The organism is Xanthomonas sacchari (genome assembly GCF_040529065.1).
In the GTDB taxonomy this organism is placed as follows: domain Bacteria; phylum Pseudomonadota; class Gammaproteobacteria; order Xanthomonadales; family Xanthomonadaceae; genus Xanthomonas_A; species Xanthomonas_A sacchari.
The window spans coordinates 3,373,136-3,398,780 of record NZ_CP132343.1 but is presented as its reverse complement, the minus strand read 5'-3'; the positions used below and the strand labels follow the sequence as shown (position 1 = coordinate 3,398,780).

Genomic DNA, 25,645 nt, shown 5'->3' with positions numbered 1-25,645 from the left:
GGCAAACCACACGATTTTAGCCGATGCGCGCCAGTGCGTCTGCGCCGTCGGCGATGCTTCAGCGTTGCGCCTCGCCGCACGAGCGCGCGGTGACGCGATTGCGGCCGCCGTGCTTGGCGCTGTACAGCATGTCGTCGGCCGCCTGCAGCAGTTCCTGCGCGCTGTTGAAACGCTCGCGGCCGCCCTGGGTGGCCACGCCCGCGGAGAAGCTGATGTGCAGCGGCCCCTGCTTGGTGTCGGCCATCGGCCGCTGCGCGATCTCGGCGAGGATGCGCCGCATCACGCCCAGCGCGGCCTCTTCGCCGGTGTTGGGCAACAGCACCAGGAATTCCTCGCCGCCGAAGCGCGCCACGGTGTCGCTGGCGCGCAGCATCGGCTGCAGGGTCTGCGCGAATGCGCGCAGGACCTGGTCGCCGACCAGGTGCCCGTGCGCGTCGTTGATCTTCTTGAAATCGTCCAGGTCGATGAAGGCCACCGACAGCGGCCAGTCGTGGCGATTGGCCAGTTCGAACTGCTGCTTGAGCAAGGTGTCCAGCTGGTGCCGGTTGAACACGCCGGTGAGCGCGTCGCGGCTGGCCTGTTCGGCCAGGCGCCGTGCGTGCTGCTCGTATTCGTCGGCGCGCTGGCGCACGCGGTTGGCTTCCTGCACTTCGCGCAGGTTGCGCAGCACCATCAGTTCGCGGGCATGGCTGATGATCGCATCGACCCGCTCCGGCTGGGCGATGCGCACATCGAAGATCGGGCTGACCGCCGGCAGCGCCTCGGCGATGTGGCCCACCACCTCGTCGAAGCGGCGGCTGTCCAGTTGCAGGTCGCGATAGGCGCACTGCATGGCGTGGGTGCGCGCGGCTTCGGGATCGTCGCCGAGCCAGATGTCGGCGATGGTGCCGGACAGCCGCACGCAGATGTCGAAGGGCTCGGTCGCGGGGCTGGTATCGCCGCCGCTGCCGATACTGCGCTGCAGGTAGGTGGGCAGCTTCCACTTGTGCGCCAGCCAGGCGCCGACCTCGGCGCGGTCGGCGCCCAGGTGCTCGCGCTCCAGCGCGCTCAGTCGCTGCGGGTCGCCGGCGGCCTCGTGCAGCAGGGCGGCGTAGCGGTCGTGGCAGACGTGCAGCAGGGCCAGTGCGCCCATGTCCTGCAACAGCCCGGCCAGCATCAGCTCCTCGTGCTTGCGCAAGCCCGCAGCCTGGCCGAGCAGGCGGCTGGCCAGCGCCGCCAGCACGCTGCGTCGCCACAGCCGTTCCTGCGGCTCGCCGCTGCCGCCGCGCAGGCTCTGCACCATCGAGAAGCCCAGCGCCAGGCTCAGCGCGGCGTTCAGGCCGAGCATGGTCAGCGCCTGGCCCAGGTTGTCGACGCGGCGCCGGCTGGCGTACAGCGGGGAATTGGCGATGCGCAGCATGCGCGCGCTCAGCGCCATGTCCATGGCGATGGCATCGGCGGTGGCGGCCAGATCCACGTCCGTATCCTGTGCCAGTTCGATGATGCGCAAGGCCACGCCGGGCGGCGAGGGCAGGTCGCGGGAGTGGCTCAGGATCGCTTCGAGTTCAGGATGCATGCACTTCCGATACGGCATGGAATGAGAGGTGGGGGAGCGGCCTGTCCCGGCCTGTGCAGCGTACACCCGTAAAAAAAAAGCCGCGACAATGCGCGGCTCTTTTCTTCCCGGGCGCGGGATCAGGCCAGGCCGGCCTGCTTCATCACTTCGGCGGCGTAGTCTTCCACCACCTTCTCGATGCCTTCGCCCACGGCCAGGCGCTGGAAGCCGACCACGTCGGCGCCGGCGGCCTTCACCGCCTGCTCCACGGTCTGGTCGGTGTTCAGCACGTAGGGCTGGCCGTACAGGGTGACTTCGTTGACGATCTTGGCGATCTTGCCGCTGATGATCTTCTCCAGGATGTCGGCCGGCTTGGCCTTGTCCTTCTCCGACATCTTGGCCAGCTCGATTTCCTTTTCCTTGGCCACGAACTCGGCCGGGACGTCGGAGGCCTTGACGTGCGGCGGGTTCATCGCCGCGATGTGCATGGCGATGCCGCGGGCCAGGTCGGCGTCGCCGCCCTTGACCTCGACCAACACGCCGATGCGGCCGCCGTGCACGTAGGCGGCGACGTTGTTGGCGCTGTCGATGCGCACCAGGCGGCGCACCTGCACGTTCTCGCCGACCTTGGCGATGACCGCGGCACGGGCTTCCTCGACGGTCTCGCCGCTGGGCAGCTTGGCGCTCTTCAGCGCCTCCACGTCGGCGGCGCCGGAGGCCAGGGCGGCCTGGACGACGGCGTCGGTGAAGGCCAGGAAGTTGTTGTCCTTGGCGACGAAGTCGGTCTCGGAGTTGATTTCGACCAGGACCGCCTTGCCGCCGTCCTGGGCCATCGCGATGCGGCCTTCGGCGGCGACGCGGTCGGCCTTCTTGTCGGCCTTGGCCAGGCCCGACTTGCGCAGCCACTCGGCGGCGTTGTCGATGTTGCCGGCGTTCTCGGTGAGCGCCTTCTTGCACTCCATCATGCCGGCGCCGGTGCGCTCGCGCAGTTCCTTGACCAGGGAAGCAGTGATTTCCACGGGATGTCCTCACGAAAGGTGGGAAAAGGCCGGCTTGCGGCCGGCCGGTAGATCTGGGAAGCGGGCGCCGCAGGCGGCGCTCGCGAAGCCGGGCGCGCCGAACGCGCCGGGCGGCGGCTGCGCATGATCGCGCAGCCGCATGGCGCGCCGGTTACTCGGCGGCGGGAGCGGTCTCTTCGGCCTTCTTGCCGTTCTTGCGCGGGCCGCGGCCCTTGTCGTCGCCGCCCTCGGCGAACTCTTCCTCGCGCACGCTGGCGGCGTTCGGCGCAGCGGCCTTGCCTTCCAGCACGGCGTCGGCGGCGGCACGGGCGTACAGCTGCACGGCGCGGATGGCGTCGTCGTTGCCCGGGATGGCGTAATCCACCAGGTCCGGGTTGTAGTTGGTGTCGACCACCGCGATCACCGGAATGCCGAGCTTCTTGGCTTCCTTGATGGCGATGTCTTCATGGCCGATGTCGATGACGAACAGCGCGTCGGGCAGGCGGGTCATTTCCTTGATGCCGCCCAGCGAGGCTTCCAGCTTGTCGCGCTCGCGGCGCAGGGTCAGCACTTCGTGCTTGACCAGCTTGTCGAAGGTGCCGTCGGTTTCGGCCGCTTCCAGCTCCTTCAGGCGCGCCACCGACTGCTTGACGGTGCGGAAGTTGGTCAGCGTGCCGCCCAGCCAGCGCTGGGTCATGAACGGCTGGCCGCAACGCTCGGCTTCTTCCTTCACCGCGTCGCGGGCGCTGCGCTTGGTGCCCAGGAACAGGATGGTGCCGCGCTTCTGCGCGACGCTGGAGATGAAGTTCATCGCGTCGTTGAACAGCGGAACCGTCTTCTCGAGGTTGATGATGTGGATCTTGCCGCGCGCGCCGAAGATGTACGGCGCCATCTTGGGGTTCCAGTAGCGGGTCTGGTGGCCGAAGTGGACGCCGGCTTCCAGCATCTGACGCATGGTGACCTGGGGCATTGCAGTGACTCCTGATGGGGAACCGGCCGTGCGCGGGCAGGAATGGGTGAAGCGCGCGCATGACGGCGGCCTTGCGGGCCGCGCGACGATTCCGGGGTTGGGCCTCCCTGCCGCCTCCGTGGCCGAACTCCTTGCGGAGCACCCCGGCACGGGCGATGGCGGCAGGTGTGAATTCGCCGGTGCGTCCGGCGTGGACGGTCCATCGGCCCATGACGGGCACGACGAAGCCGCGCACTATACCTGGCGGGGGCCGCTGGCGCAATGCGCCGGGCGGTTCACTCGGCGGGCAGCGCCTGCAGCGGCGCCTCGTCGTCGAGCCTGGCCGCGAAGTGGCCGCCGGGCGCGGTTGCGGCGGCCGGCAGCGGCCAGCGTTTGTAGGCGCCGGCCAGGACATAGCCGGAGAGACTGGGGAACAGGGGCAGGGTGCGGCCGTCGACGCCGACGAAGCTCAGGTCGCTGAGCCGGGCATGGGCGCTGCCGCGGTTGTGCACGACCAGCTCCGGCCCGCGCGCGCCGGCGCTCAGGTGGGCGCTGAGGCGCGGCGCGGCTGCCGGGTCCGCGGGGCTCAGGAACACCGGGGTGGAATAGCGCAGCAGCAGGGGTGGGGCTGGCGTGGCGGGCGCCGGTGCGGCCGGGTCGGCTGGGGCGGGGCGTTCCTCCAGCACCAGGCGGTAGGCGCCTTCGTCGGCGCTGGCCGGTCCGGGACGCACCAGCCGCAGCAGTTGCCGCCCCTGCGCCGGGATGTCGATCGATTGCGGGCTGGTGCGGACCTCGTCGGTGCTCTCCAGGTCGTCCATCCCGTCGGTCTGCCGCCACCGGTACACCTTCACCTGGGCCTGCCAGGGGCGGTCCTGGGTGTTGCTCAACCAGATCTCGGTGCTGGTCTCGCCGGGGGCCAGTTGCACCAGGGTCGGGCTGATCCGCACCCCCGCCGCGTCGGCACTGCCGGCAAGCGCCAGCAGCAGCGCCGGCAGCAGGTGCGCGCGCATGCGGCGGGCATCGCCCACTAGAACGCGACCGTGGCGTAGCGTGCCGGGATGCGCGGCGTGGCGCCTGCCGTAGGCACGCTCAAGGCCAGGGCGGTGGCGGCGTCGGGCGCGGGTATGCCGTCGATGCTGACCTGGTAGGCCAGCGGGCGGTTGCAGGCGACCGTCGGCAGCGCCCCGGGCTGCGCACGCGCCGCGGCGCCGATTTCGCAACTGCGCTCGATGCGGATACCGATCCGCAGCATGGCGGCGCCGCTGCCGGCCCCCGGCTGCGCCGCCGCGTCGACGCCGGCCACGCACAGGCTCGCCAACAGCAGCGGTCGTAGAAACGGCAGGCGCATCGATCGGCACTCCGAAGTAGACACAACCGATAACGGCTCCCATCCCGGCAACTTGACCGGCACCGCGGCACCGTTCAGGCCTCAGTAGGTGACGGTAACCTTGACCACGTCGCTGTAGCTGCCCGGCGCGGGGGTCTGCCGCGCGGGAACCTGCCCGTACAGGGTCAGCGACTGGGCGATGCCGGTCCCGATGCCGGTCAGGGTATCGGTATTCAGGGTGCTGCCCCAGCGCTGGGTGCGCGCGGCGTCGCGATACAGCTCGTAGGTCAGGTACTGGCCGCTGGCGCTGCGCATGCGCCGCACGTTGCCGCTGGCGTTCTGGCCGTTGTCCAGGCTCACCTGCCAGGCGGTGCGGGCGCGGCAGTTCATGCTGAGCGTGGTGGTGTAGTTCAGCGCATTGTCGATCAGGCCCGATTGGGTGCCGAAATCGAGGTCGGCGATGCTGGCGATGGTGCAGGTCGGCGCGGCGGTGGCGCTGGCGACGAACGGGAACTGCACCGAGGTGCCGCCGCCCTTGCCGCCGGTGGTGCAGGAGGTGGGAATCACCGCGGGGTTGCCAACCAACGGCTCGTCGTAGCGGTACTGCAGGTTGGTGTACACGCCGCTGAAACTGTTCTGGTAGGTCCCGGTGGCGATGCCGCTCTGCAGCGGGACGCGCGCATAGATGGTGTAGGTCGCGGTGCCGGTGCCGCCGGTCGCCAGCGACGCGTAGGTCAGGTCCACCTGCAGTGGGGTGGAGCCGCTCAGGGCGCTGCCCCAGATCAGACTGCGCGCGCTGTCGCGGTAGAGCTGGAATCCCAGGATGTCGTTGAGCGGGTTGAGCATGCGCCGCGGGGTGATGCCGAAGCCGGCGCCCTGCGCGCCCTCGCCGATGTTCAGGCACATGCGCACATAGATCGTGCCCAGCACGCTGATCGCGCCGGTCTGGCAGGTCACCAGGATCTGCGCGGTGGTGTCGGTGGCGGCGGTGTCGGAGAGGGTGCCGAAGCTCGCCGCCGTCGCCTGCGCGGTACAGGTGGTGGTGGCCGCGGCGCGCTGCGGCAGCAGCGCCACGGCCGCCAGCAGCAGCGCCGTCAGCGCCATCGGCCAGGCACGCGCGCTCATGGCGCCGTCTCCGGCACGCAGCGCAGCGGGCCCAGCCGGGTGGGCGGCGCCTGGATCGGGCGTTCGATCCGCAACCGGCAACGGCTTCCTTGCATGTCCACCTCCAGGTCGTTGCGGCCGGGCGCGAGCCCTTCCACATAGGCCTGGCCATCGTAGCCCACCACCGTGTCGACGCTCGCGCCGCGCACCCGGCTGCCGACCGGCAGCGGGAGGTCGGCGGCATCGTGCAATTGCACCAGCACGCCGTCGCTGCGGCGGATCGGGAACGCCACCACCACCCCGGTGCGGTCGCGCGGCACCACGATCTGGTCGACCTGCTCCGGCCGCAACTCGGGCGGCAGGCGCATCGGGTCGATCGACAGGCGGTTGTGCTGCCAGGCCAGCAGCGGCGTGACCAGCAGGAAGCCGCGCGCATCGGTGCGGCCGATCGGCCGGTTCTCCAGCAACACCGGCACGTCGGAGACGCCGCCGGTGGAGACCAGGGCGAAGGCCTGGTCGAGATCACGGCCGCGGAACCAGCCGCCGCCGATCCAGGCCAGGCCGCCCGAGGCTTCGGCATAGCCGTAGGTCTGGCCGCCGGCGCTGGCGATGCCGCCGGCGTAGCGGGCGCTGTCGCCGCGCCAACTGGCTTCGGCCAGGCCGCCGCCGCCGTCCTGTCCGCCGCGCGCCTGCAGCCGCCAGCCGCTGCCGCCGTCGGCGGCGGCTGCCTGGCTGAGGTCCGCCGTCGCACTGGTGCGCGCGCCGATGCGCTGCATGGCCACCCCCGCCTGGCGGCGGCCGTCCAGGGCGATCGACCAGCCCAGGTACACGCTGCGGTCGCTGGCCTGGTCCAGGTTCTGGTTGATGCTCAGGTTCAAGGACGATTGCCGCGGCAGGGTCCGGGTCCAGAACAGGCTGGCGTAGCGCTGGTCGCCGCTGTCGGGGTAGGCCAGGCGCACATAGCTCAGGGCGATGTTGCCGACGCCGTTCCAGGTGCTGCCGAACAGGGCGCGTTCGCTGACCCGCGGCGGCGCGGCGCCGTAGCGCGCGGCCACGTCGCGGTAGCCGGCCTGCGCGCGCTGGGTGTCCATCGCCAGGTTGAAGCGGCCGTTGTTCCAGCGGTAGCTCAGCGCGTACTGCAGGCCGTGCTGGCCGGCAGCGCCGCCGTGCGCCAGCGAGGCGCCGAACACGCCGGCGCGCGGCAGCAGCCACAGGCCGCCGACCCCGGCATTGCGCACGCCGGCCCCCGCCTCGGCGTGCGCCTCGGCCGTGAAGCGCGGGCCGAGGCCGCGCCGCCAGCTGGCGCTGCCGACGGTGTCGCCGGCATAGGCGAAGTCGGCGACGCCGTACTCCTCGCGCACCCGGCCCAGCGCCAGCGACCAGTCGGTCAGCCCGCTGGCCAGCAAGTCCTGGGTCGCATAGAACGGAAAGGCCAGCGAGCGGGTGCGGCCGTAGGCATCGGTGATCACCACCTGGGCATTGCCGGCGCCGTCCACGCCCGGCGCCGCGGATAGCTGGAACGGCCCGGCCGGCAGCTGCGCGCCGTACTGGCGGATGCCGTTGACGTACAGGTCCACGCTGGACGGCACGGCGACCTCGCCGAGGAATTCCGGCAACGGGGTGATCGCGCGATACGGCTGCAGGCCGAAGTCGCTGCCCACCCGCACGCCGCCCAGGCGCACGGTGCGGCTCCAACTGGTGCTGCTGCTGAAGGTGTCGCCCAGCACCACGCTGGTCATGCGCTCGGGCAGGGACCATTGCCATTGCGTGTCCAGGCGGATCGCCTGGGCGCGCCAGTCGCGCTGCGGTTCGCGATACAGGCGGCCGACGAAGGACTGCCGCAGCAGGCCCGGACCCAGGCCGAACACGCGCAGTTCGCCGCTGGCGGTGAGATTGCTGGCGCCGCCCTGGCGGCTGGCGTAGAGGTCGTAGTCGAGCAGGGCGCCTGGGGAACTGGTTGCCGGCAGCGACGGCACGCCACCGCGCGCGTCGATCCTGGTGGTGGCGACGTCGAGAAGCGCCACCGGTGCGTCGATCTGCAGCGTCTGCAGGTTGGCGTCGTAGCGGAAGCGCACGCCGTCCAGGTCGCCCAGGGCGATCGCCGCGCTGGCGTCGCTGCCGTCCACGCGCAGGCCGAGCTGGCGCAGCGTGGCGGCGCTGGCGCGCAGTTGCTCGCCGTCGCGCTGGAACTGGAACAGGCCGGGCTGGCGGGTCTGGTTCAGGGTGACCTCCAGGTACAGGGTCTCCTGCGCCGGTGCCGCGGCCTGGGGCTGGGGCAAGACCTGTGGCTGGGCGACGGCGAGCGCGGCAGTGCCGACCCACAGCGCCAGCAGCAGTTCAGGGTGCCGCGGTGTCCACGACCAGCGACTGCGCGTGCGGCTCGCCATTGATCCTTGCCTCGAACGTTCCCTGGGTCTGCGCCAGCGCCGCCGGCAGCGGCCAGCGCTTGCGCTGGCCCGGCAGCACGTAACCGGCCAGGCCTTCGGCGATCGCGGTGCGCCGGCCGTCGCCGGCGACGAACTGCAGGTCCACCAGTTGCGCGTGGCCGTTGCCCTGGTTGGCCACTTCCAGCGCCGCGGCGGCGCCGTCGCGGAGCAGCCGTGCGCGCAGTGTCGGCGCGGTGGCGACGGCGGGCTGCAGGAATACCGGCACCGAATAGCGCAGCACGAACTGCAACCCGGCGCTGGCGCCGCTGGCGGGATCCTGGCCGGGCAACTCGTCGACCAGGATGCGGTAGGCGTCCTCGCCAGCGCCGGGTGCGGGATCCAGGCGGATCACCCGCACCAGTTGCCGCGCGTGCGGCGCCAGTTCCAGCATCGGCGGGCTGAGCGCGATGCGGTCGCTGGGGTCGAGCACATCCTCGCCGTCGCGCTGCTGCCAGCGGAACACGCGCACCTGCGCGCGCAGCGGCACGTCGCCGCTGTTGCTCAGCCACAGGCCCTGCGCGGTCTCCTCGGCACGCAGCGACACCGAGGTCGGCGCCACCTGCAGACTCGCGGCGACAGCCGCGCCGGCCGCTGCCAGCCACAGCGCGGCGAGCGCCGGCAGGCGCAGGAAGGAAGGCAGTCGCAAACGCATGCAGGCGGCTCCGGTTACCAGGTGACGGTGGCGGTGACGACGTCGCTGTATGAACCGGCAGGGTAGTTGGTGCTGGCAACCTGGCCGTAGACGGTGATCGGTTGCACTGCACCATTGCCGGTGCCGGCCTGGGTGTCGGTGCCGATGGTCGAGCCCCAGTTCTGGGTGCGCGCGGCGTTGCGGTACAGCGCGTACGGCACGCGTGCGGTATTGCTGGCGTCGGCGCTGCCCATGGTGCGCGTGGTGACCGTGGCGCCGGAGCCGGAACCGGCATTGAGCGCGATGTTGTACGGCGTGCCGGAGGTGCAGCGCACGTTCAAGGTGCCGGTGCTGTTGATCGAGGTCTGGGTGGAATTGACGCTGCCGAAATCGACGTCGGTGGGCGCAGTCTGGATGTCGCAGACGCTGGTGATCTGGATCTTGACGTTGAAGGTGCGCGAGTCGGACTGGCCCCAGGCCAGGCCGGTCCCGGCGGCGAACAGCACGAGGAAGGCGAGAACGCGATGGAAGAGGTACATGGCAGGGTTCTTCGGTGATGGCGGACAACCGCCGGTGCCGCTGCCACTGCAAAATGCACGCCAGTTCACATTATTTTGGATCGCCATCCAGCTTTCACATGAGATGACCACCACGCCGCGCCGCGTTCATCACGGTGAAGGCGGGGATGGTCACGGAAGCGTGCCAAAAAGCCGCCAAAGCGCCCGGCGCGTTCAGCCAGCGCCGGGATGAGCGATAATGACGGCCATGACCGTCAATCTGAAAACTCCGCAGGACATCGAGAAGATGCGCGTGGCCGGCCGCCTGGCCGCCGAGGTACTGGACCTGATCGGCCCGTACGTGAAGCCCGGCGTCACCACCGCCGAGCTGGACCGCATCTGCCACGACCACATCGTCAAGGTGCAGGGCGCCGTCCCGGCCAACGTCGGCTACCGCGGCTATCCGAAAACCGTGTGCACGTCGGTGAACAACGTCATCTGCCACGGCATCCCCAGCGACAGCAAAGTCCTGAAGGACGGCGACATCGTCAACATCGACGTTACCGTGATCAAGGACGGCTGGCATGGCGACACCAGCCGCATGTACTGCGTCGGCACGCCCTCGGTGATGGCGCGGCGCCTGATCGAGGCCACCTACGAGGCGATGTGGCGCGGCATCCGCGCGGTGAAGCCGGGCGCCACGCTCGGCGACGTCGGCCATGCCATCCAGCAGTACGCCGAGAGCGAGCGCTTCAGCGTGGTGCGCGAGTACTGCGGCCACGGCATCGGCAAGGTCTACCACGACGAACCGCAGGTGCTGCACTACGGCCGGCCGGGCGATGGCCTGGTGCTGAAGCCGGGCATGACCTTCACCATCGAGCCGATGATCAACGAGGGCACGCGCTACACCCGCGTGCTGCCGGACGGCTGGACCGTGGTGACCAAGGACCGCAAGCTGTCCGCGCAATGGGAGCACATGGTCGCCGTCACCGACGATGGGGTGGAGGTCCTGACCCTGTCGCCGGGCGGCCTCGGCGAGCCGTGAGCCTGCTGCCGGCCGGCGCCGATGCCGGCATGCCCGGCGCCGGTGTCGACGACGCCGGCTGGGCGGCCGCGGTCCGGCAACTGCTGGCGCAGACCGATGCGCGGCTGAGCAAGCGCTTCGACCAAGGCGACGATATCGACCGCCTGCTGGCGTTGCGCGCCCGCGCCCTGGACCAGTTGATCCGCCATGCCTGGAGCCGCTGCGTGCCGCGCGAGGCCGGGCTGGCCCTGTTCGCGGTCGGCGGCTATGGCCGTGGCGAACTGTTCCCGCGCTCGGACATCGACCTGCTGGTGTTCGGCGAGCTCGATCCGGCGCACGAACCGGCGCTGGCGCGGCTGTTCCCGCTGCTGTGGGATGCCGGCGTGCCGGTCAGCCATGCGGTGCGCTCGGCCGCGCAGTGCACCGCGGCCTGCGCCGACCAGACCGTGCTGACCGCCTTGATCGAGGCGCGCCCGCTGCAGGCCGACGCCACGGGCAAGGCGGCGCTGGCGGCGGCCATCGCGCCGCAGCGGGTGTGGCCGCCGCGCGAATTCTTCATGGCCAAGCGCGAGGAGTTGCAGGCCCGCCACCAGCGCTTCGGCGACACCGCCGACAACCTGGAGCCGGACATCAAGGACGGCCCCGGCGGTCTGCGCGACCTGCACACGCTCGGCTGGATGGCGCTGCGCGCGTTCGGGGTGCGCGATCTGGAGCCGCTGATCGGGCTGGGCCACGTCGGCGGCGACGAAGCCGCGGCGCTGCGCCGCGAGCGTCGCGAACTGGCGCGCTTGCGCTACGGACTGCACCTGGTGGCCAACCGCCCGGAAGAGCGCTTGCGCTTCGATTACCAGAAGGCGCTGGCGCAGCGCCTGGGCTTCTCCGACGACCCCGAGAGCCTGGGCGTGGAGAAGATGATGCAGCGCTTCTACCGCAGCGCGGCGATCGTGCGCCGGCTCAGCGACCGGCTGCTGCAACGCTTCGAGGAACAGTTCGACGGCGAAGCACAGCCGCAGCCGCTGCACGGCGGCTTCTCGCTGCGCCGCGGCTACCTGGCCGCCGACGACGAGCACTGGCCGCAGGCCGACCCGGTGCAGGTGTTCGCGTTGTTCGCCACCTGGGCCACGCACGGCGAGATCCGCGGCCTGCATTCGCTGACCGCGCGTGCGCTGGCCGAGGCGCTGCCGCACCTGCCGGCCTACGCCGACGCCACGACCACCGCGCGCGAGCGCTTCCTGGCGCTGCTGCGCGGCCCCCGCGCGGTGCAGACGCTGACCCGGATGGCGCGGCTGGGCGTGCTCGGGCAGTGGATCCCGGCGTTCGCGCAGGTGTCCGGGCGCATGCAGTTCGACCTGTTCCATGTGTACACGGTCGACCAGCACACGCTGATGGTGCTGAAGAACATGGCGGTGTTCGCCAACGCGCGCGCCGACGAGCGCTTCTCGATCGCGCATGAAGTGTGGCCGCGGCTGCGCAAGCCGGAACTGCTGCTGCTGGCCGGCCTGTTCCACGACATCGCGAAGGGCCGCGGCGGCGACCATTCGGAACTGGGCGCGGTGGATGCGCGCGCGTTCTGCACTGCGCACGCACTCAGCGCCGCCGACACCGACCTGGTCGCCTGGCTGGTCGAGCAGCACCTGCGCATGTCGGTGACCGCGCAGAAGCAGGACATCGCCGATCCGGAGGTGATCCATCGCTTCGCCAGCCTGGTCGGCGACCGCGAGCGGCTGGACTATCTGTACCTGCTGACCTGCGCCGACATCGCCGGCACCAGCCCCAAGCTGTGGAACGCCTGGAAGGACCGGCTGCTGGCCGACCTGTACTTCGCTGCGCGCCGCGCCCTGCGCGAAGGCCTGGAGCATCCGTTGCCGGTGGCCGAGCGCCTGCAGGAAGCGCGCGAGGCCACGCGCGCGCTGATGCACATCCAGGGCCACGACGACGTCACCATCGATCGCCAGTTCGCCGGCATGCCGGACGAGAGCTTCCTGCGCTTCCGCCCCGAGCAACTGGCCTGGCAGGCGACCTCGCTGATGGAGGTGGAACTGGGCGGCACCCTGGTCAAGGTGCGCCCGGTCACCCCCGACGACGCGGCACTGGAAGTGTTCGTGTACTCGCCGGACCGCGACGGCCTGTTCGCCGCGATCGTGATGACCCTGGACCGGCTCGGCTACGGCATCCATCGCGCGCGGGTGCTCGACGCTCCGCACAACGCGATCTTCGATACCTTCGAAGTGATGCCCGCCGATGCCTTCGCCAGCGGCGACCTGGCGCAGTTGCAGGCGGGGCTGCGCGAGGCGCTGGCCGGCGACCTGGCGCGCCTGCGCCCGGCGCGGCGGGTGGTGCCACGCCAGCTGCGGCACTTCCGCTTCGCGCCGCGCATCGAGTTCCGCGAGAGCCTCGATGGCCGCCTGACTCGGCTCGGCCTGGTCGCGCCGGACCGCCCGGGACTGCTGGCGGACGTGGCGCAGGTGCTGCGCCGGCACCACCTGCGCGTGCACGACGCGCGCATCGCCACCTTCGGCGAGCGCGCCGAGGACCTGTTCCACATCACCGACGAGCACAACCTGCCGTTGCCCGAGGCCGCCCGCCAGGCGCTGCAGGCCGCGCTGCAGGCGTGCCTGGACCCCGATACCCCGCCTGGAGACCCCCGCTGATGGCCACCAAGAAGCCCGCCGCCAAGAAGTCCGCTGCCAAGACGCCGGCGCCCGAGAAGACGGCCCCGAAGAAGACCGCCAAGCCGGCCGCTGCCAAGCCGGCGACGCCCATCGCGGCAGCCAAGCCGGCCAAGCCCGCGCCGAAGCCGCTGCGCGCCAAGCCGGTCGCCGTGCCCAGCGCCGACGAACTGAAGTTCACGATCGACAGCGCCTTCGAGCGCCGCGCCACGCTGACGCTTGACGAGATCGAGGGGTCGACCCGGCCGGTGGTCAACCGCGTCATCGATGGCCTGGAGAGCGGCGAGTTCCGCGTCGCCGAGCCGGACGGGCACGGCGGCTGGAAGGTCAACGAGTGGCTGAAGAAGGCGGTGCTGCTGTACTTCCGGGTCAACGAGATGGCGGTGGTGGAAGCGCAGCCGGCACCGTTCTGGGACAAGGTGGAATCGCGTTTCGCCGGCTATCACGAAGCCGAGTTCCGCAAGGCCGGGGTGCGCGTGGTGCCGGGCGCGGTAGCGCGTCGCGGCAGCTACTTCGGCAAGGACGTGGTGCTGATGCCGAGCTTCACCAACATCGGCGCGCACGTTGGCGAGGGCACCATGGTCGACACCTGGGCCACGGTCGGCTCCTGCGCGCAGATCGGCAAGCACTGCCACCTGTCCGGCGGTGCCGGCATCGGCGGCGTGCTCGAGCCGCTGCAGGCCAGCCCCACCATCATCGAGGACCACTGCTTCATCGGTGCGCGCTCGGAGGTGGTGGAGGGCGTGGTGGTCGGCCATCACAGCGTGATCGGCATGGGCGTGTTCCTGGGCCAGAGCACGCGCATCTACAACCGCGCCACCGGCGAGATCTCCTACGGTTACGTGCCGCCGTACAGCGTGGTGGTGTCCGGGCAGTTGCCGTCCAAGGACGGTTCGCACTCGCTGTACTGCGCGGTGATCGTCAAGCAGGTCGACGCCAAGACCCGCAGCAAGACCAGCGTCAACGATCTGCTGCGCGGGCTGGCCGACTGAGGATGGTGGGACCGGGCTCAGCCCGGTCTCGCTTTGGTGTGCTGCTTCCTCAATTGACGCTACATAGCCTTGAGCTCAAGGCAACAGCAAGGGCTTTCGCCTTGCGGCGAGTTACTTTTCTTTGCTTGTGCAAAGAAAAGTAACCAAAAGAAAGCACACCCTGCCTACGCGCCCTCCGCGCTGCGCGCTCCGGGTTCGCGGATGCACCGGGGATCCGCGGAAGGGGCATCCTGCCCCTGCCGCGGACGGCGCACATCCATGTGCGCCGCCCTTCGGGTGTTTCTCCGGTCCATCCGCCGCTGCGGAAGGGAGCCCGGTAGATCAAAAGCAAACGCAACGGCGGAAAAGCACACTGTGGCTTCCGTTGTCATCGGCATGCTGATGCCGAACCTCCAGCGAATCCAACGCCAGTGCCCCATCTGCGGGTAGCCCGGGCACATCATGTGGTTGTCGCACGGTGCGACGCGGCTGCCTCGCAGGGCCCGCGATCTCGCGGCCAGGGAAGGGCGCACACCCGACGTACATCGGCGCCTGGATATGCTGCCGCACGCAGGTCTGGGCGCTGTTGCGGCGGCGCGTATCGGACCCGATGTCCGGTGCAAACCGTCGCCGGGTGCTGCCACTGCCACTGTCACGACAGGAGACACCGATGCGCACGACCATGTGGGCTTGCTGGATGACGGCAGCGGTCGTGCTGTCAGGGTGCGGCCGTGAGGGCGCGCCGGCACCGACGGCGCCCAAGGATGGCGACACGCCAGCGGCGGCGGCCGCTGTGCCAAATCCCGCTTCGTCCGCGACACCTGCGCCTGCGCAAGCGCCTGCAACGACGGCGCAGAGCGCCAGCGCCGCAGGCGAGCTGCTGTCCTGTGCCGACGAGATCGGTGCCGACGCGGCGGCGGCGCGCGTGGACACCTGTCGCGCGGTGTCGCCGGCCAGGCATCCGCCCTGCAATGCCGCCAACAGCTGCGCGATGATCGACGACGAGATCGCCCGCAGTTGCGCGCTGCTTGACCGCGACGGACCGACCACGGCCGGCTGCGGCCCGGCCGCCGACAGCCCGCAGGCGGCGGCCGACGTGGTGCGGCGTTATTACGCAGCGATCAACGCGCGCGACTACGCCACGGCCTGGCAGCAGTGGGGCGAGGACGGGCGGCCGGGGCAGTCCTACGCCGCGTTCAAGGCCGGCTTCGCGCAGACGCGCGCGGTGAAGGCGACGATCGGCGCGCTGGGCCGCAGCGACGGCGCCGCCGGCTCGGTGTATCAATCAGTCCCGGTCACCGTGGAGGCGACGCTGGCCGACGGCACGCGGCAACGCTTCCGCGGCGACTACGTGCTGCGCCGGTTCAACGGCGTGGACGGGGCTTCGGCGGCGCAGCTGCGCTGGCGGATCGACTCGGCCAAGCTCCAGGAAGTGCCGGCGCAGTGAGGCCTGGCAGCTTCTTCTTGCGCCTGGGAAGCTGATGGCGCGCGCGGCGGGTAAGATCACGCGCGCTGCGGCCTGCCGATGACGGAGTGCCCGGTTCGTCTCGCCCGCCGAAAGGCTGTGTGCGGCGCTTTGGGGCGCGCTCTGTTCTGGGCCGACCGACCCTCACCCCAACCCCTTTCCCGGTGGGAGAGGGGCTTTATTCGCTTGAAGGGATGTTTCGATGACGACGTTGTACGGATTGAAGAACTGCGACACCTGCAAGAAGGCGACGAAGTGGCTGGACCGCTTCGGCGTGGCCTATACCTTCGTCGATTACCGCGAGCACAAGCCGACCCCGGAGACCCTGCTGGAGTGGGCCGGCCAGGCCGGTGGCTTCGACGCGCTGGTCAACAAGTCCTCCACCACCTGGCGGCAGTTACCCGACAACAAGAAGACACCCGGCTCCGATGCCGAGTGGAAGCTGCTGCTGCGCGAATATCCGCAACTGATCCGCCGCCCGGTGGTGGTGACCGATGACGGCAAGCTCAGCCAGGGCTTCTCCGACAACGGCTTCAAACAGCGGTTCGGGGTGGCGTGACCGTCCGGCCGTACCGGGCCGAGGACTGGGCGCGCCTGTGCGCCATCCACGATGCCGCGCGCCTGGAAGAATTGCAGGCGGCGGGGCTGGTGGAGGCGTTTCTGCCGCTGCCGATCGCGGCCGAGCGCGAAGGCCTGTTCGATTACCGCGTGCAGGTCGCCGAGTGCGATGGCCAGGTGCTCGGCTTCGTCGCCGATGATGGCGAGGAACTGGCCTGGCTGTACGTGGATCCGGCCGCGCGCCGGCGCGGCGTCGGCCAGGCGTTGGTGACCGCGGTGCAGGACGCTAGCCCGCCCGGCCTGACCCTGGAATTGCTGGAGGGCAATGCCGCGGCACTGGCGTTCTATCGCGCCTGTGGCTTCGTCGAAACCGGCGTGCACGGCGGGCGTATGCCCGGCAACGAGGCCTTCGCGGTGCGCGTGCAGTGCATGCGCTGGCCGGGCGTCGCGTCGTAGCCAAGCCGCGACCGCGCCGCACATCTGCCAGGCGACACTGGCAGACCCTTCGAATCCGCCAGCAGCGCTCGTACACTGCGTTTCCGGCGCCGCCCGCACGCGACGGTGTCGCTGTCGGTCCGCATCGCGTCTCCCTCGTGTCTTCCAACGGTGTCCTTGCATGTCCGATGTCCTTGAACTCGCCTGCGACCTGATCGCCCGCCCGTCGGTCACCCCCGACGATGCCGGCTGCCAGGAGTTGATCGCGCAGCGGCTGCAGCGCGCCGGTTTCGCCATCGAGCGGCTGCGCTTTGGCGAGGTCGATAACCTGTGGGCCACCCATCGCGGCGGTGATGGTCCGGTGCTGGCGCTGCTTGGCCATACCGACGTGGTGCCGCCGGGGCCGCGCGAGGCCTGGAGCAGCGATCCGTTCGCGCCGCAGGTCCGCGATGGCGTGCTGTACGGGCGCGGCGCCGCCGACATGAAGGGCAGCGTGGCCGCCTTCGTGGTCGCCGCCGAGCGGTTCGTGGCCGCGCAGCCGCAGCACCCGGGCACGCTGGCGCTGCTGCTGACCAGCGACGAGGAAGGCGATGCGATCGACGGCGTGCGCCATGTGGCGCGCGTGTTCGCCGAGCGTGGCGAGCGCATCGACTGGTGCATCACCGGCGAGCCTTCGTCCACCGAACGGCTCGGCGACCTGCTGCGGGTCGGCCGTCGCGGCAGTCTTTCCGGCGCGCTGCGCGTGCGTGGAGTGCAGGGGCACGTGGCCTATCCGCACAAGGCGCGCAACCCGATCCACCTGGCCGCGCCGGCACTGGCCGAGCTGGTCGCGCGGCACTGGGACGACGGCTACGAAAGCTTCCCGCCGACCAGCCTGCAACTCTCCAACATCCATGCCGGTACCGGCGCCAACAATGTGATCCCCGGCGAACTGCAGGTCGCCTTCAACCTGCGCTACACCCCGCACTGGGATGCGCCGCGGCTGGAAGCGGAGATCGCCGCGCTGTTCGATCGCCATGGCCTGGACTACGAACTGCGCTGGCACCGCAGCGGCGAGCCGTTCTACACCCCCGAAGGCACGCTGCGCCGGGTGGCGCGCGAGGTGCTGGGCGAGGTCGCCGGCGCGCCGCCGGAGGAGAGCACCGGCGGCGGCACCTCCGATGCACGCTTCATCGCGCCGCTGGGCGCGCAGTGCATCGAGGTCGGCCCGGTCAACGCCAGCATCCACCAGGTCGACGAGCACGTGCGCGTGGCCGACCTGGAGGCGCTGCCGGACCTGTACCTGCGCCTGATCGAACGGTTGCTGCGGTAACAGTTGCGCCGGCCCGCGCGCCGGGTTACGGTCGCCCCATGACCTCGCTGTCCGTCCTCCGCTCGAGCAACGCCAACGGCCGCAATAATGCGCTGGCGAATAATCGTGCGCGGCCGATGCGGGTCTGCGACTAGGCGCTACCAGAAACACCACGCCCAGCCACCAGAAAACCCGCATCGGCCGATGCGGGTTTTTTTGTGCCTGGGTATCTCCCCTCCGCAACCACCACCCCACGATCAGGAGCTTTCCCATGTGTTCGATCTTCGGCATCTTCGGCCTGCAACCGGGCGACGACCTGCAGGCGCTGCGGCGGCAGGCGCTGGACTGCTCGCAGCGGCAGCGCCACCGCGGCCCGGACTGGAGCGGCGTGTATGTCGACGACGGCGCGATCCTGGTGCACGAGCGCCTGGCCATCGTCGACCCGGCCGGCGGCTCGCAGCCGCTGCTCTCCGACGACGGGCAACTGGCGCTGGCGGTCAACGGCGAGATCTACAACCACCGCGAACTGAAGAAGCAACTCGCCCAGCCGTATGCCTTCCAGACCGGCTCGGACTGCGAGGTGATCAACGCGCTGTACCGCGAGACCACGCCGGAGGCGCTGCTGAACCGCCTCAACGGCATCTTTGCTTTCGCGCTGTGGGACAAGGCCGCCGGCCGCGTGCTGATCGCGCGCGATCCGATGGGCGTGTGCCCGCTGTACTGGGGCCATGATGCGCAGGGGCGGCTGCGGGTGGCGTCGGAGATGAAGTCGCTGGCCGACAGCTGCGCCGACGTCGCCCAGTTCCCGCCGGGCCACTACTACGACAGCGCCAGCGGCGCATTGGTGCAGTACTACCGCAAGCCGTGGCGCGACTACGCGGCGGTGCAGGGCGTGGAGGTGAGCAAGCAGGAACTGCGCGAGGCCTTCGAGCGCGCCGTGCATCGCCAGTTGATGACCGACGTGCCGTACGGCGTGCTGCTCTCCGGTGGGCTGGATTCGTCGCTGGTCGCGGCGGTGGCGGCGCGCTTCGCGCGCAAGCGCATCGAGGAGAACGACGAGGCCGAGGCCTGGTGGCCGCGCCTGCACTCGTTCGCGATCGGCCTGAAGGGCTCGCCGGACCTGGCCGCCGCGGCGATCGCCGCCGAGGCGCTGGGCACCGTGCACCACGGGTTCGAATACACCTTCGAGGAAGGCCTGGACGCGCTGCCGGAAGTCATCCGGCACATCGAGACCTACGACGTCACCACCATCCGCGCCTCCACGCCGATGTTCCTGCTGGCGCGGCGGATCAAGGCGATGGGGGTGAAGATGGTGCTTTCCGGCGAAGGCAGCGACGAGATCTTCGGCGGCTACCTGTACTTCCACAAGGCGCCGAACGCGCGCGAATTCCACGAAGAACTGATCCGCAAGCTCGACGCGCTGTACAACTACGACTGCCTGCGCGCCAACAAGTCGATGATGGCCTGGGGCGTGGAGCCGCGCGTGCCGTTCCTGGATGTGGAATTCCTGGACGTGGCCATGCGCATGGACGCCCAGTACAAGATGATCGACAAGGCCAGCGGCGCCGCGGTGCGCATGGAAAAAGGCGTGCTGCGCGAGGCCTTCGAGGGTTACCTGCCCGACTCGATCCTGTGGCGGCAGAAGGAGCAGTTCAGCGACGGCGTCGGCTATGGCTGGATCGATGGGCTCAAGGCGCATGCCGAGGCGCAGGTCAGCGACCGCGAACTGGCCGCGGCCGACAAGCGCTTCCCGGTAAACCCGCCGCAGACCAAGGAAGCCTATTACTACCGCAGCCTGTTCGAGCGCGCGTTCCCGACGCCGGCCGCGGCCGAGACCGTGCCCGGCGGCAAGTCGATCGCCTGCTCCTCGCCGGCGGCGATCGCCTGGGACGCCAGCTTCGCGGCCATGGCCGATCCGTCCGGTCGTGCGGTGGCGGGAGTGCACGCGCAGGCGCTGGGATGACCGCCGCCAGCCTGCTGGCGATCGCCGGCGTGCTGCTGCTGGGGGCGATCAGCCCCGGCGCGAGCTTCTTGCTGGTGGCGCGGCTGGCTGCTGGGCGCTCGCGCGCGGCCGGAGTCGCCGCGGCACTGGGCATGGGCGTGGGCTGCGCGCTGTTCGCGTTGGCGGCGTTGTTCGGCCTGCAGGCGTTGCTGGAGCGGGTGCCGCTGCTGCATCGCGCGTTGTCGGTCGCCGGTGCCGTCTATCTGCTGTGGCTGGCCTGGCGGGCGTGGCGGACGCCGGCGCCGGCCGTCGCGCCGGAACAGCAGGTCCCGGCGGTGCGTTCGGCCTTCGTCATGGGCCTGCTGACCCAACTCGGCAACCCGCAGACTGCGTTGGTGTTCGCCAGCCTGTTCGCCGCACTGCTGCCGGTGCAGCGCGTCGCGGCCGAGTATGTGACGCTGCCGCTGCTGGCCTTCGCCATCGATGCGGCCTGGTTCGCGCTGGTGGCCGGGGTGCTGTCCGCGCCGGCGCCGCGGCGCTGGTGGATGCGCGCGCGGCGGCCGCTGGACCGGCTCAGTGCGGTGCTGATGAGTGGCCTGGGCCTGCGCTTGCTGTGGCGGGCGGTGTAGCGACGGCACGCGGGGCACGAAGCAGGGTGGCGCTGCGCCTGCTGCATGCCGGCGCAGCTGCGCTACCGCCGCACTGCAGCCGGGGCAAGCACAGCGTCTGCCGCGGCTGCGGCGGGCGCCGCGCCCACGGCCGGCCCCGGCTTACAGCGGGGTGACCGCCGGCAGATCGGCGTCGCCCGCGAACACCGCGGACGTGCCGGGCGACGCGCTTGCGGCACCATCGAGGCGGAGGCCGCCGTGGCGGTCTTGCCGGGCGGCGGACAGCGCGCGGTCGGCGCGTGCGAGCAGGTCCGACACCTCGCCGCCGGCCGGCAGCGAGGCCAGGCCGACGCTACAGGTGAACGCGGCCCCGTCCACGCGCAGGTTGCGGATGCGCTGCTTCAGGCGCTGCAGCCGTTCGCTCGCCTTGGCCTGCGACACGCCCTCGAACAGCAGGCCGAATTCCTCGCCGCCGAGGCGGCCGACACGGCAGCGCGGATCCAGCCGCACCAGCTCCGTCGCCAGCGCCTGCAGCACCGCATCGCCGACGTGGTGGCCGTGCTCTGCGCCGATCCGCTCGAAGTCGTCGATCTCCAGCATGGCCAGCTGCACGGCATGCCGGGCGCCGACCGCTGCCTCCAGCTCGGCGATGAGCGCGCGCCGGTTAGGGAGTCCGGTCAGTGCATCGGTGGCGGCCAGGCGTCGATCGTTTTCCCGATGCGCGTAGTTGCTGCGCAGGGCGGTGACGACGACGTGGTTCATGGCCAGCCCGATGATCGTCACCGCCGCCACCAGCAGTTCCAGCAGCGGCAGGTCGGCCGCGCTCGGCACCAGGCTGTCGTGCCAGCCGAGCATGATCGCCCAGGTGCAGGCCAGGGCCAGCAGATAGTCGCGCGCGTGGCTGAACAGCACGCTGTAGCCCAGGCTCAGGGTCACCGCCACCGGCAGCATCCAGCTCACGCTGGCGCCGCCCATGTGATGCAGTTGCAGCCGGAACGCGGCATCGAATGCGATCACCGACAGAAAGCCGCCCAGCCGCCATTGCCAGGATTGCCTGGCCATGCGCATGACCGCACCGCTGCCGAGCATGGCGACGAACGCCAGCGCGTAACGCGGGTCCAGCGGATGGCGCAGGTAGGGGTTGCACAGCAGCAGCGCCAGCCAGACGCACAGGGTCAGGCCCTGGATCGCCAGGATCGGCCGGTCGAGGGTGCGGCGGACATGAAGGTGGTAGCTCATCTGCTCTCCCAGAGCACGCGGCGGCACTCCAGCGCCTGCGCGGCACGGCCGATCGGTGATCCAGCGCGGTCCGTCGGTCGCTGGGGCGTCGTCACCGGTTAGCGGCCGCCGCAGGGAGAGCTTGAGCGGCTTGCCGCGTTCGCCGGCGCACCCGTGGTCAGCGTGGCGGGCAGGCGTCCCGCGTCGGGCGGACGAAGCAGGTGACACCGGGCGCACAGACCCGGGCGCCGTCATGCGTAGGCGCGAAGCCTGGCGGGCGCCTGCCGCGCCAGGCCGCCACGCCACCCTGCCGAGGCAGCCAGTGGCGTGCCGCAGGTGCGGCGGCCGCGTGCGCTTACTCGAAGCGCACGCAGTGGCCGTAGCGTTCGGGCTGGATGTCGATGCCCGAGGCATCGGCCTGGTTGTTCTTGCGCCACAGGTTGGGGCGGAAGTCCGGTCCGGTGCAGTTGGCCGCGCTGTCCACGCCGATGGTGTAGGTGTAGGGGTTGCCGCGGAAGGTGTTGTTCTCGAAGGTGTTGTCCTGGCTCATGCTGTTGTCCCAGCACAGGATCTGCGGCGTGCGCTGGCGGATCGAGCAGGTCAGGTAGAGCCCGGCGCCCTTGTTGTCGATGAACTGGTTGCCCGCGAACAGGTTGCGGCGTGCGTCGGCCAGGTACACGCCCTGGCTGCCGTTGCGCTCCAGGCGGTTGTCGCGGATCTCGCTGTCTTCCAGGTGCTCGGTGGTGATGCCGGCGGCGACGTTGTCGTGGATCACGTTGTCGATCAGTTTGACCTTGGCAGTGCGGTTGAACGACACCCCGTCCCAGGTCGCGCCGGACACGTCGTTGTGCGCGATCAGCAGGTCGCGGCTGTCGAATTCGCTGAGCAGGCAGGCGCTGCGGCACTTGCTCACCCGCAGGTGGGTCAGCTGGATGTTCTGGCCGTTGCGCACCACCACTAGGCTGTTGCTCAGGTACGGGCGCTCGGGCATGAACTCCTTGTCGATGGTGCCGCCGACGATCTGCAACTGCTCCACGCGCACGTCGCGGATCGGCCGGATCGGACGCTCGTTCTGGTAGTCGCCGATCACGATGGTGGGTTGCTGCACGTGGTCGCGCATGCGCAGCACGGTGCTGTCGCCCTGGCCGCGCAGGCGCAGGCCGTCGCGCTGGATCGAGATCAGCTTGCTCACCGGGAACTCGCCCGCGCTCAGGCACACGGTGGCGGGCTTGCCGTCGTTGGGGACGCGGTCGATCGCGGCCTGCAGATCGTCGCCGGGTTCGGCGCGCACGCTGCAGTCGGCGGCGGCAGTGGGCGCGTCGGCGGTCGGCGCGGCGCTGGCGGAGAACGACACGGCCGCGGCGAGCGGCAGCAACAGGGCGAGCAGGGGAGGGCGCTTCATCGGTAGGCAGACTCGGCAGTGGGGGGAGGGAAGGCGGCAGGCCAGCGCAAGCGGACAGACGCCGGCGCGGACCGAGATCAGGTCATTGTGGTGCGGTCGGGCTTAATGTCAGCGTGTACCGGGTCGGGCCGGGCAGGAACTTTGTGGCTCGGCCCTGCACCCAGTCGGCGTGGCCGGCGCCCCAGAACGGCGACAGCGGGTGGCCGCTCTGGCCGCCCGGCATGTGCACGATGCCGTCGGCTTCGTGGCCGGGCGCCACCACCATGCGTTCGGAGGCGCCGAATTCCGGGCGCTGCACCCGTGGCATGTTGTCGTCGCCGGGGAGCGGGGTGTCCGGCATGCACAGCCAGCCGCGCAGCGGCCCGGGCAGGCCCTGCGCCAGCGGATGGCAGATCGCCGCGCGGTTCTCCAAGCCCCAGCGGCGTGTGTCCAGCGGGCCTTCGGCCTGCAGGTGCGTGCGCACCTCGGCGGCGGCGTCTTCCAGCAGCGCCTGCCAGCTGCCGTAGCGGCGCGGCAGCAGGTGCAGCGGCTGTTGCTGCAGCAGCGGCCAGGCCACGCCTTCCAGTTGCGGCAGCGCCGGGGGTGAGGCATCGGCGTCCGATCCTGTACGCGCCGGTGCGATCAGGCCGTCGCGGATCCGGGTCAGCACCGCCAGGCGCCAGGCGCGCACCACGGTGTAGCTCACCGAACCGGTGCTGGCGCGGCCTTCCCAATGCTTGGCCGCTTGCGAGACAGCGTGCAGCGCCGGCGTCGCCGCACCGGCATCGCGTTGCTGCAGCAGCGCCCACCAGCGCTGCAGGAACAGCGCGCGGTCGTCGAGCTGGATCGCCAGCAACTGCCGTTCGTCGAGGTGCGGATGCAGGCGCAGGTCGTCGCGGATCTGCTGTGCGCGTGCGCCCAGCGCGTAGCCGCCGTCGCCTAGCGGTGCCAGTTCGGCACCGCCGACCACGCGGGCATTGGCGGTCCACAGTTGCCCGTCGGCGGGATCGATGCGCTGCGGCGACTGGGTGGTGGATAGCGGCCACGGCGCGCAGCGCGCGTCCGCCGGCACCGACGCGCGCACGTCGTGCATCACCGGATCGGCTGCGCAATGCGGGCCGCGCAGCGGCAGCGGGCCGAGCACGCGCCAGCCGATATGGCCGTCGCGGTCGGCCAGCACCAGGTTCTGCGCGGGCGTGGCGATGCGTTGCGCGCGGGCGAAGGCATCGGGGAGGGACGTGGCGCGGGCGAAGTCGGCCAGGCCCAGGTTCAGCGCACCCGGCAGTTGCGCCGCCCAGCGCAATGCCAGGGCGCTGCCGTCGGGTTCATGCTGCAGGATCGGACCGTAGGCGGTGTCTTCCACCTGCAGCACGGTGTCGGGCGCGCCCGACACCCGGATCCGTTCGTTGTGTACGGTGACCGGCGTGCAGCCGGGTTGCGGCGTCGCGGCGCAGGGCGTGAGCCGGTACCAGTCGGCGGTATCGGCATAGCTGTTGGTGAAGCCCCAGGCGATGTGGCCGTTGCTGCCGACGATCACCGCCGGCAGGCCGGGCAGGGAGAACCCCGACACGTCCACGCGGCCGCCTGGCGCCTGCGCATCGGCATAGCGCAGGCGCACCCGGAACCACAGGCTGGGCGCGCGCAGGGCCAGGTGCATGTCGTTGGCGACGATGGCGCGGCCGTCGGCGGTGCGGCTGCCGGCAATCGCCCAGTTGTTGCTGCCGGGCGCGGCAGGAGCCACCGCGTCGGCGTTAGCCTGCGCGGCCCCATCCGGCAGCCTGCGCAGATCGACCTGACCGGCGTCGGGCAACACCGCGTCGCCGACCGCGCTGCCATCCAGCGCGGCGTCCCAACTGCTGCCGTCGTGGCGCAGCAGGGCGTACAGCGGCGCGGGCAAGCGCTGCTGCAGCCGGTACAGCTCCAGCTTGCGATCGAGCTGCTTGCCTTGCAGGTCGAAGTACATCGCCTGCCCGGCCAGCGCCGAATCCACCGGCTGCCAGTCGCGCGGCGCGGCGAACAGCAACAGGTACGGCCACGGCCGCACCCGCAGCGCGTGCAGGCCCTGGTTGACGCCGGCGCTGTAGGCCTGCAGCGCCGCCGCGTGCGTGCCGGCGAATGCGGCCAGTTGCGCGTTGCTGCGGGCCCGCAGGCGCTGCGCACGGCGCGCCTTGTCCACGCCCAGCGCGTGCGGGCCGACCAGCTCGGACAGTTCGCCGGCGGCGGCGCGGCGCAGCAGGTCCATCTCGAAGAAGCGCTCCTGCGCATGCACGTAGCCGAGCGCGCGCATCGCATCGGCTTCGTCGGCGGCCTCGATGGTGACCGTGCCCAGCGCGTCGCGCTGGATGCTCACCGGCGCCTGCAGGCCTTGCAGCGGCGCCTTGCCGTCCAGCGTGGCCAGGCTGCCGCGCAGCAGCAGCCAGACGCCCAATACAATGGCGACTGCCAGCAGCAGCGTGCCCAGCAGCAGGCGTTTCCATCGACCGCGCATTGTCTCTCTCCGGTGACAAGTCTCCGATTCTAGACACGCATGCGTGTCGTTCCCGCGTAGGCGCGGCGCGCTGTGCGCGGGGTCACGCATCGTGGGTGGTGCGACTCGGGATGTGAATGATTCCGATTG

Annotated in this window: 22 protein-coding genes; 10 read left to right on the top strand and 12 right to left on the bottom strand. The window is 70.7% G+C overall.

Annotated elements, in window-relative coordinates; genetic code table 11:
- Positions 1-58: 58 nt before the first annotated feature.
- From RAB71_RS14315 to RAB71_RS14275, 9 genes are all read right to left on the bottom strand, one after another.
- Complete coding sequence (locus RAB71_RS14315; protein WP_010344039.1) at positions 59-1,555, bottom strand: GGDEF domain-containing protein; 1,497 nt, start codon at positions 1,553-1,555, stop codon at positions 59-61.
- Positions 1,556-1,674: 119 nt separating this feature from the next.
- The gene (tsf, locus tag RAB71_RS14310) at positions 1,675-2,553 is read right to left on the bottom strand and encodes a translation elongation factor Ts (RefSeq protein ID WP_017908840.1); all 879 of its coding nucleotides are present in this window, start codon (positions 2,551-2,553) and stop codon (positions 1,675-1,677) included.
- Positions 2,554-2,704: 151 nt separating this feature from the next.
- A complete protein-coding gene (gene rpsB / locus RAB71_RS14305; protein ID WP_010344037.1) occupies positions 2,705-3,502 on the bottom strand; it encodes a 30S ribosomal protein S2 in 798 nt (265 codons plus the stop codon).
- Between the two features lie 275 nt (positions 3,503-3,777).
- Positions 3,778-4,491 carry a molecular chaperone gene (locus tag RAB71_RS14300; RefSeq protein ID WP_041500873.1) on the bottom strand — a complete coding sequence of 238 codons (714 nt, stop codon included), beginning with the start codon at positions 4,489-4,491 and terminating at the stop codon, positions 3,778-3,780.
- Positions 4,492-4,508: 17 nt separating this feature from the next.
- The gene (locus tag RAB71_RS14295) at positions 4,509-4,829 is read right to left on the bottom strand and encodes a hypothetical protein (RefSeq protein ID WP_010344034.1); all 321 of its coding nucleotides are present in this window, start codon (positions 4,827-4,829) and stop codon (positions 4,509-4,511) included.
- Between the two features lie 81 nt (positions 4,830-4,910).
- Positions 4,911-5,933 (bottom strand): spore coat U domain-containing protein, encoded by a 1,023-nt coding sequence (locus RAB71_RS14290; RefSeq protein ID WP_010344033.1) that lies wholly within the window; start codon positions 5,931-5,933, stop codon positions 4,911-4,913.
- Positions 5,930-8,191 carry a fimbria/pilus outer membrane usher protein gene (locus RAB71_RS14285; RefSeq protein ID WP_146095602.1) on the bottom strand — a complete coding sequence of 754 codons (2,262 nt, stop codon included), beginning with the start codon at positions 8,189-8,191 and terminating at the stop codon, positions 5,930-5,932. The genes RAB71_RS14290 and RAB71_RS14285 overlap by 4 nt, the downstream gene beginning before the upstream one ends.
- Before the next feature lie 58 nt (positions 8,192-8,249).
- Complete coding sequence (locus RAB71_RS14280) at positions 8,250-8,990, bottom strand: molecular chaperone (protein WP_010344030.1); 741 nt, start codon at positions 8,988-8,990, stop codon at positions 8,250-8,252.
- A gap of 14 nt (positions 8,991-9,004) precedes the next feature.
- Positions 9,005-9,508: a spore coat U domain-containing protein gene (locus RAB71_RS14275; RefSeq protein WP_010344029.1), complete on the bottom strand. Its 504-nt coding sequence runs from the start codon at positions 9,506-9,508 to the stop codon at positions 9,005-9,007.
- Between RAB71_RS14275 and RAB71_RS14270 the strand changes: the two genes are divergently transcribed.
- From RAB71_RS14270 to RAB71_RS14225, 10 genes are all read left to right on the top strand, one after another.
- On the top strand, positions 9,507-9,719 hold the full coding sequence (locus tag RAB71_RS14270) for a hypothetical protein (RefSeq protein WP_138985774.1): 213 nt from the start codon (positions 9,507-9,509) through the stop codon (positions 9,717-9,719). The two genes, RAB71_RS14275 and RAB71_RS14270, sit on opposite strands and share 2 nt — an antisense overlap.
- A 15-nt stretch (positions 9,720-9,734) precedes the next feature.
- Entirely contained in the window at positions 9,735-10,511 is a 777-nt protein-coding gene (gene map / locus RAB71_RS14265) for a type I methionyl aminopeptidase (protein WP_010344028.1), read from the top strand.
- Between the two features lie 29 nt (positions 10,512-10,540).
- Positions 10,541-13,141: a [protein-PII] uridylyltransferase gene (locus RAB71_RS14260; RefSeq protein ID WP_029562250.1), complete on the top strand. Its 2,601-nt coding sequence runs from the start codon at positions 10,541-10,543 to the stop codon at positions 13,139-13,141.
- Positions 13,141-14,151 carry a 2,3,4,5-tetrahydropyridine-2,6-dicarboxylate N-succinyltransferase gene (gene dapD / locus RAB71_RS14255; RefSeq protein WP_010344026.1) on the top strand — a complete coding sequence of 337 codons (1,011 nt, stop codon included), beginning with the start codon at positions 13,141-13,143 and terminating at the stop codon, positions 14,149-14,151. The genes RAB71_RS14260 and dapD overlap by 1 nt, the downstream gene beginning before the upstream one ends.
- Before the next feature lie 649 nt (positions 14,152-14,800).
- Positions 14,801-15,577 (top strand): hypothetical protein, encoded by a 777-nt coding sequence (locus tag RAB71_RS14250; RefSeq protein WP_201764396.1) that lies wholly within the window; start codon positions 14,801-14,803, stop codon positions 15,575-15,577.
- Between the two features lie 220 nt (positions 15,578-15,797).
- Complete coding sequence (locus RAB71_RS14245) at positions 15,798-16,154, top strand: arsenate reductase (protein WP_010344024.1); 357 nt, start codon at positions 15,798-15,800, stop codon at positions 16,152-16,154.
- Complete coding sequence (locus RAB71_RS14240; protein WP_010344023.1) at positions 16,151-16,609, top strand: GNAT family N-acetyltransferase; 459 nt, start codon at positions 16,151-16,153, stop codon at positions 16,607-16,609. The genes RAB71_RS14245 and RAB71_RS14240 overlap by 4 nt, the downstream gene beginning before the upstream one ends.
- A 160-nt stretch (positions 16,610-16,769) precedes the next feature.
- Positions 16,770-17,900, top strand: a complete 1,131-nt coding sequence (dapE, locus tag RAB71_RS14235; protein WP_010344022.1) for a succinyl-diaminopimelate desuccinylase — start codon at positions 16,770-16,772, stop codon at positions 17,898-17,900.
- Between the two features lie 250 nt (positions 17,901-18,150).
- The gene (gene asnB / locus RAB71_RS14230) at positions 18,151-19,842 is read left to right on the top strand and encodes an asparagine synthase B (RefSeq protein WP_010344021.1); all 1,692 of its coding nucleotides are present in this window, start codon (positions 18,151-18,153) and stop codon (positions 19,840-19,842) included.
- The gene (locus tag RAB71_RS14225) at positions 19,839-20,450 is read left to right on the top strand and encodes a LysE family translocator (RefSeq protein WP_010344020.1); all 612 of its coding nucleotides are present in this window, start codon (positions 19,839-19,841) and stop codon (positions 20,448-20,450) included. Before asnB ends, RAB71_RS14225 begins: the two co-directional genes overlap by 4 nt.
- A 141-nt stretch (positions 20,451-20,591) precedes the next feature.
- Here the strand turns inward: RAB71_RS14225 and RAB71_RS14220 are convergent, their stop codons facing one another.
- The 3 genes from RAB71_RS14220 to RAB71_RS14210 all read right to left on the bottom strand — a co-directional run bounded on the left by RAB71_RS14220 (position 20,592) and on the right by RAB71_RS14210 (position 25,516).
- Complete coding sequence (locus RAB71_RS14220; RefSeq protein ID WP_010344019.1) at positions 20,592-21,668, bottom strand: diguanylate cyclase; 1,077 nt, start codon at positions 21,666-21,668, stop codon at positions 20,592-20,594.
- A 334-nt stretch (positions 21,669-22,002) separates the two neighbouring features.
- Entirely contained in the window at positions 22,003-23,049 is a 1,047-nt protein-coding gene (locus RAB71_RS14215) for a right-handed parallel beta-helix repeat-containing protein (RefSeq protein WP_010344018.1), read from the bottom strand.
- 82 nt (positions 23,050-23,131) lie between these two features.
- Complete coding sequence (locus RAB71_RS14210) at positions 23,132-25,516, bottom strand: penicillin acylase family protein (protein WP_041500326.1); 2,385 nt, start codon at positions 25,514-25,516, stop codon at positions 23,132-23,134.
- Positions 25,517-25,645 lie beyond the last annotated feature (129 nt).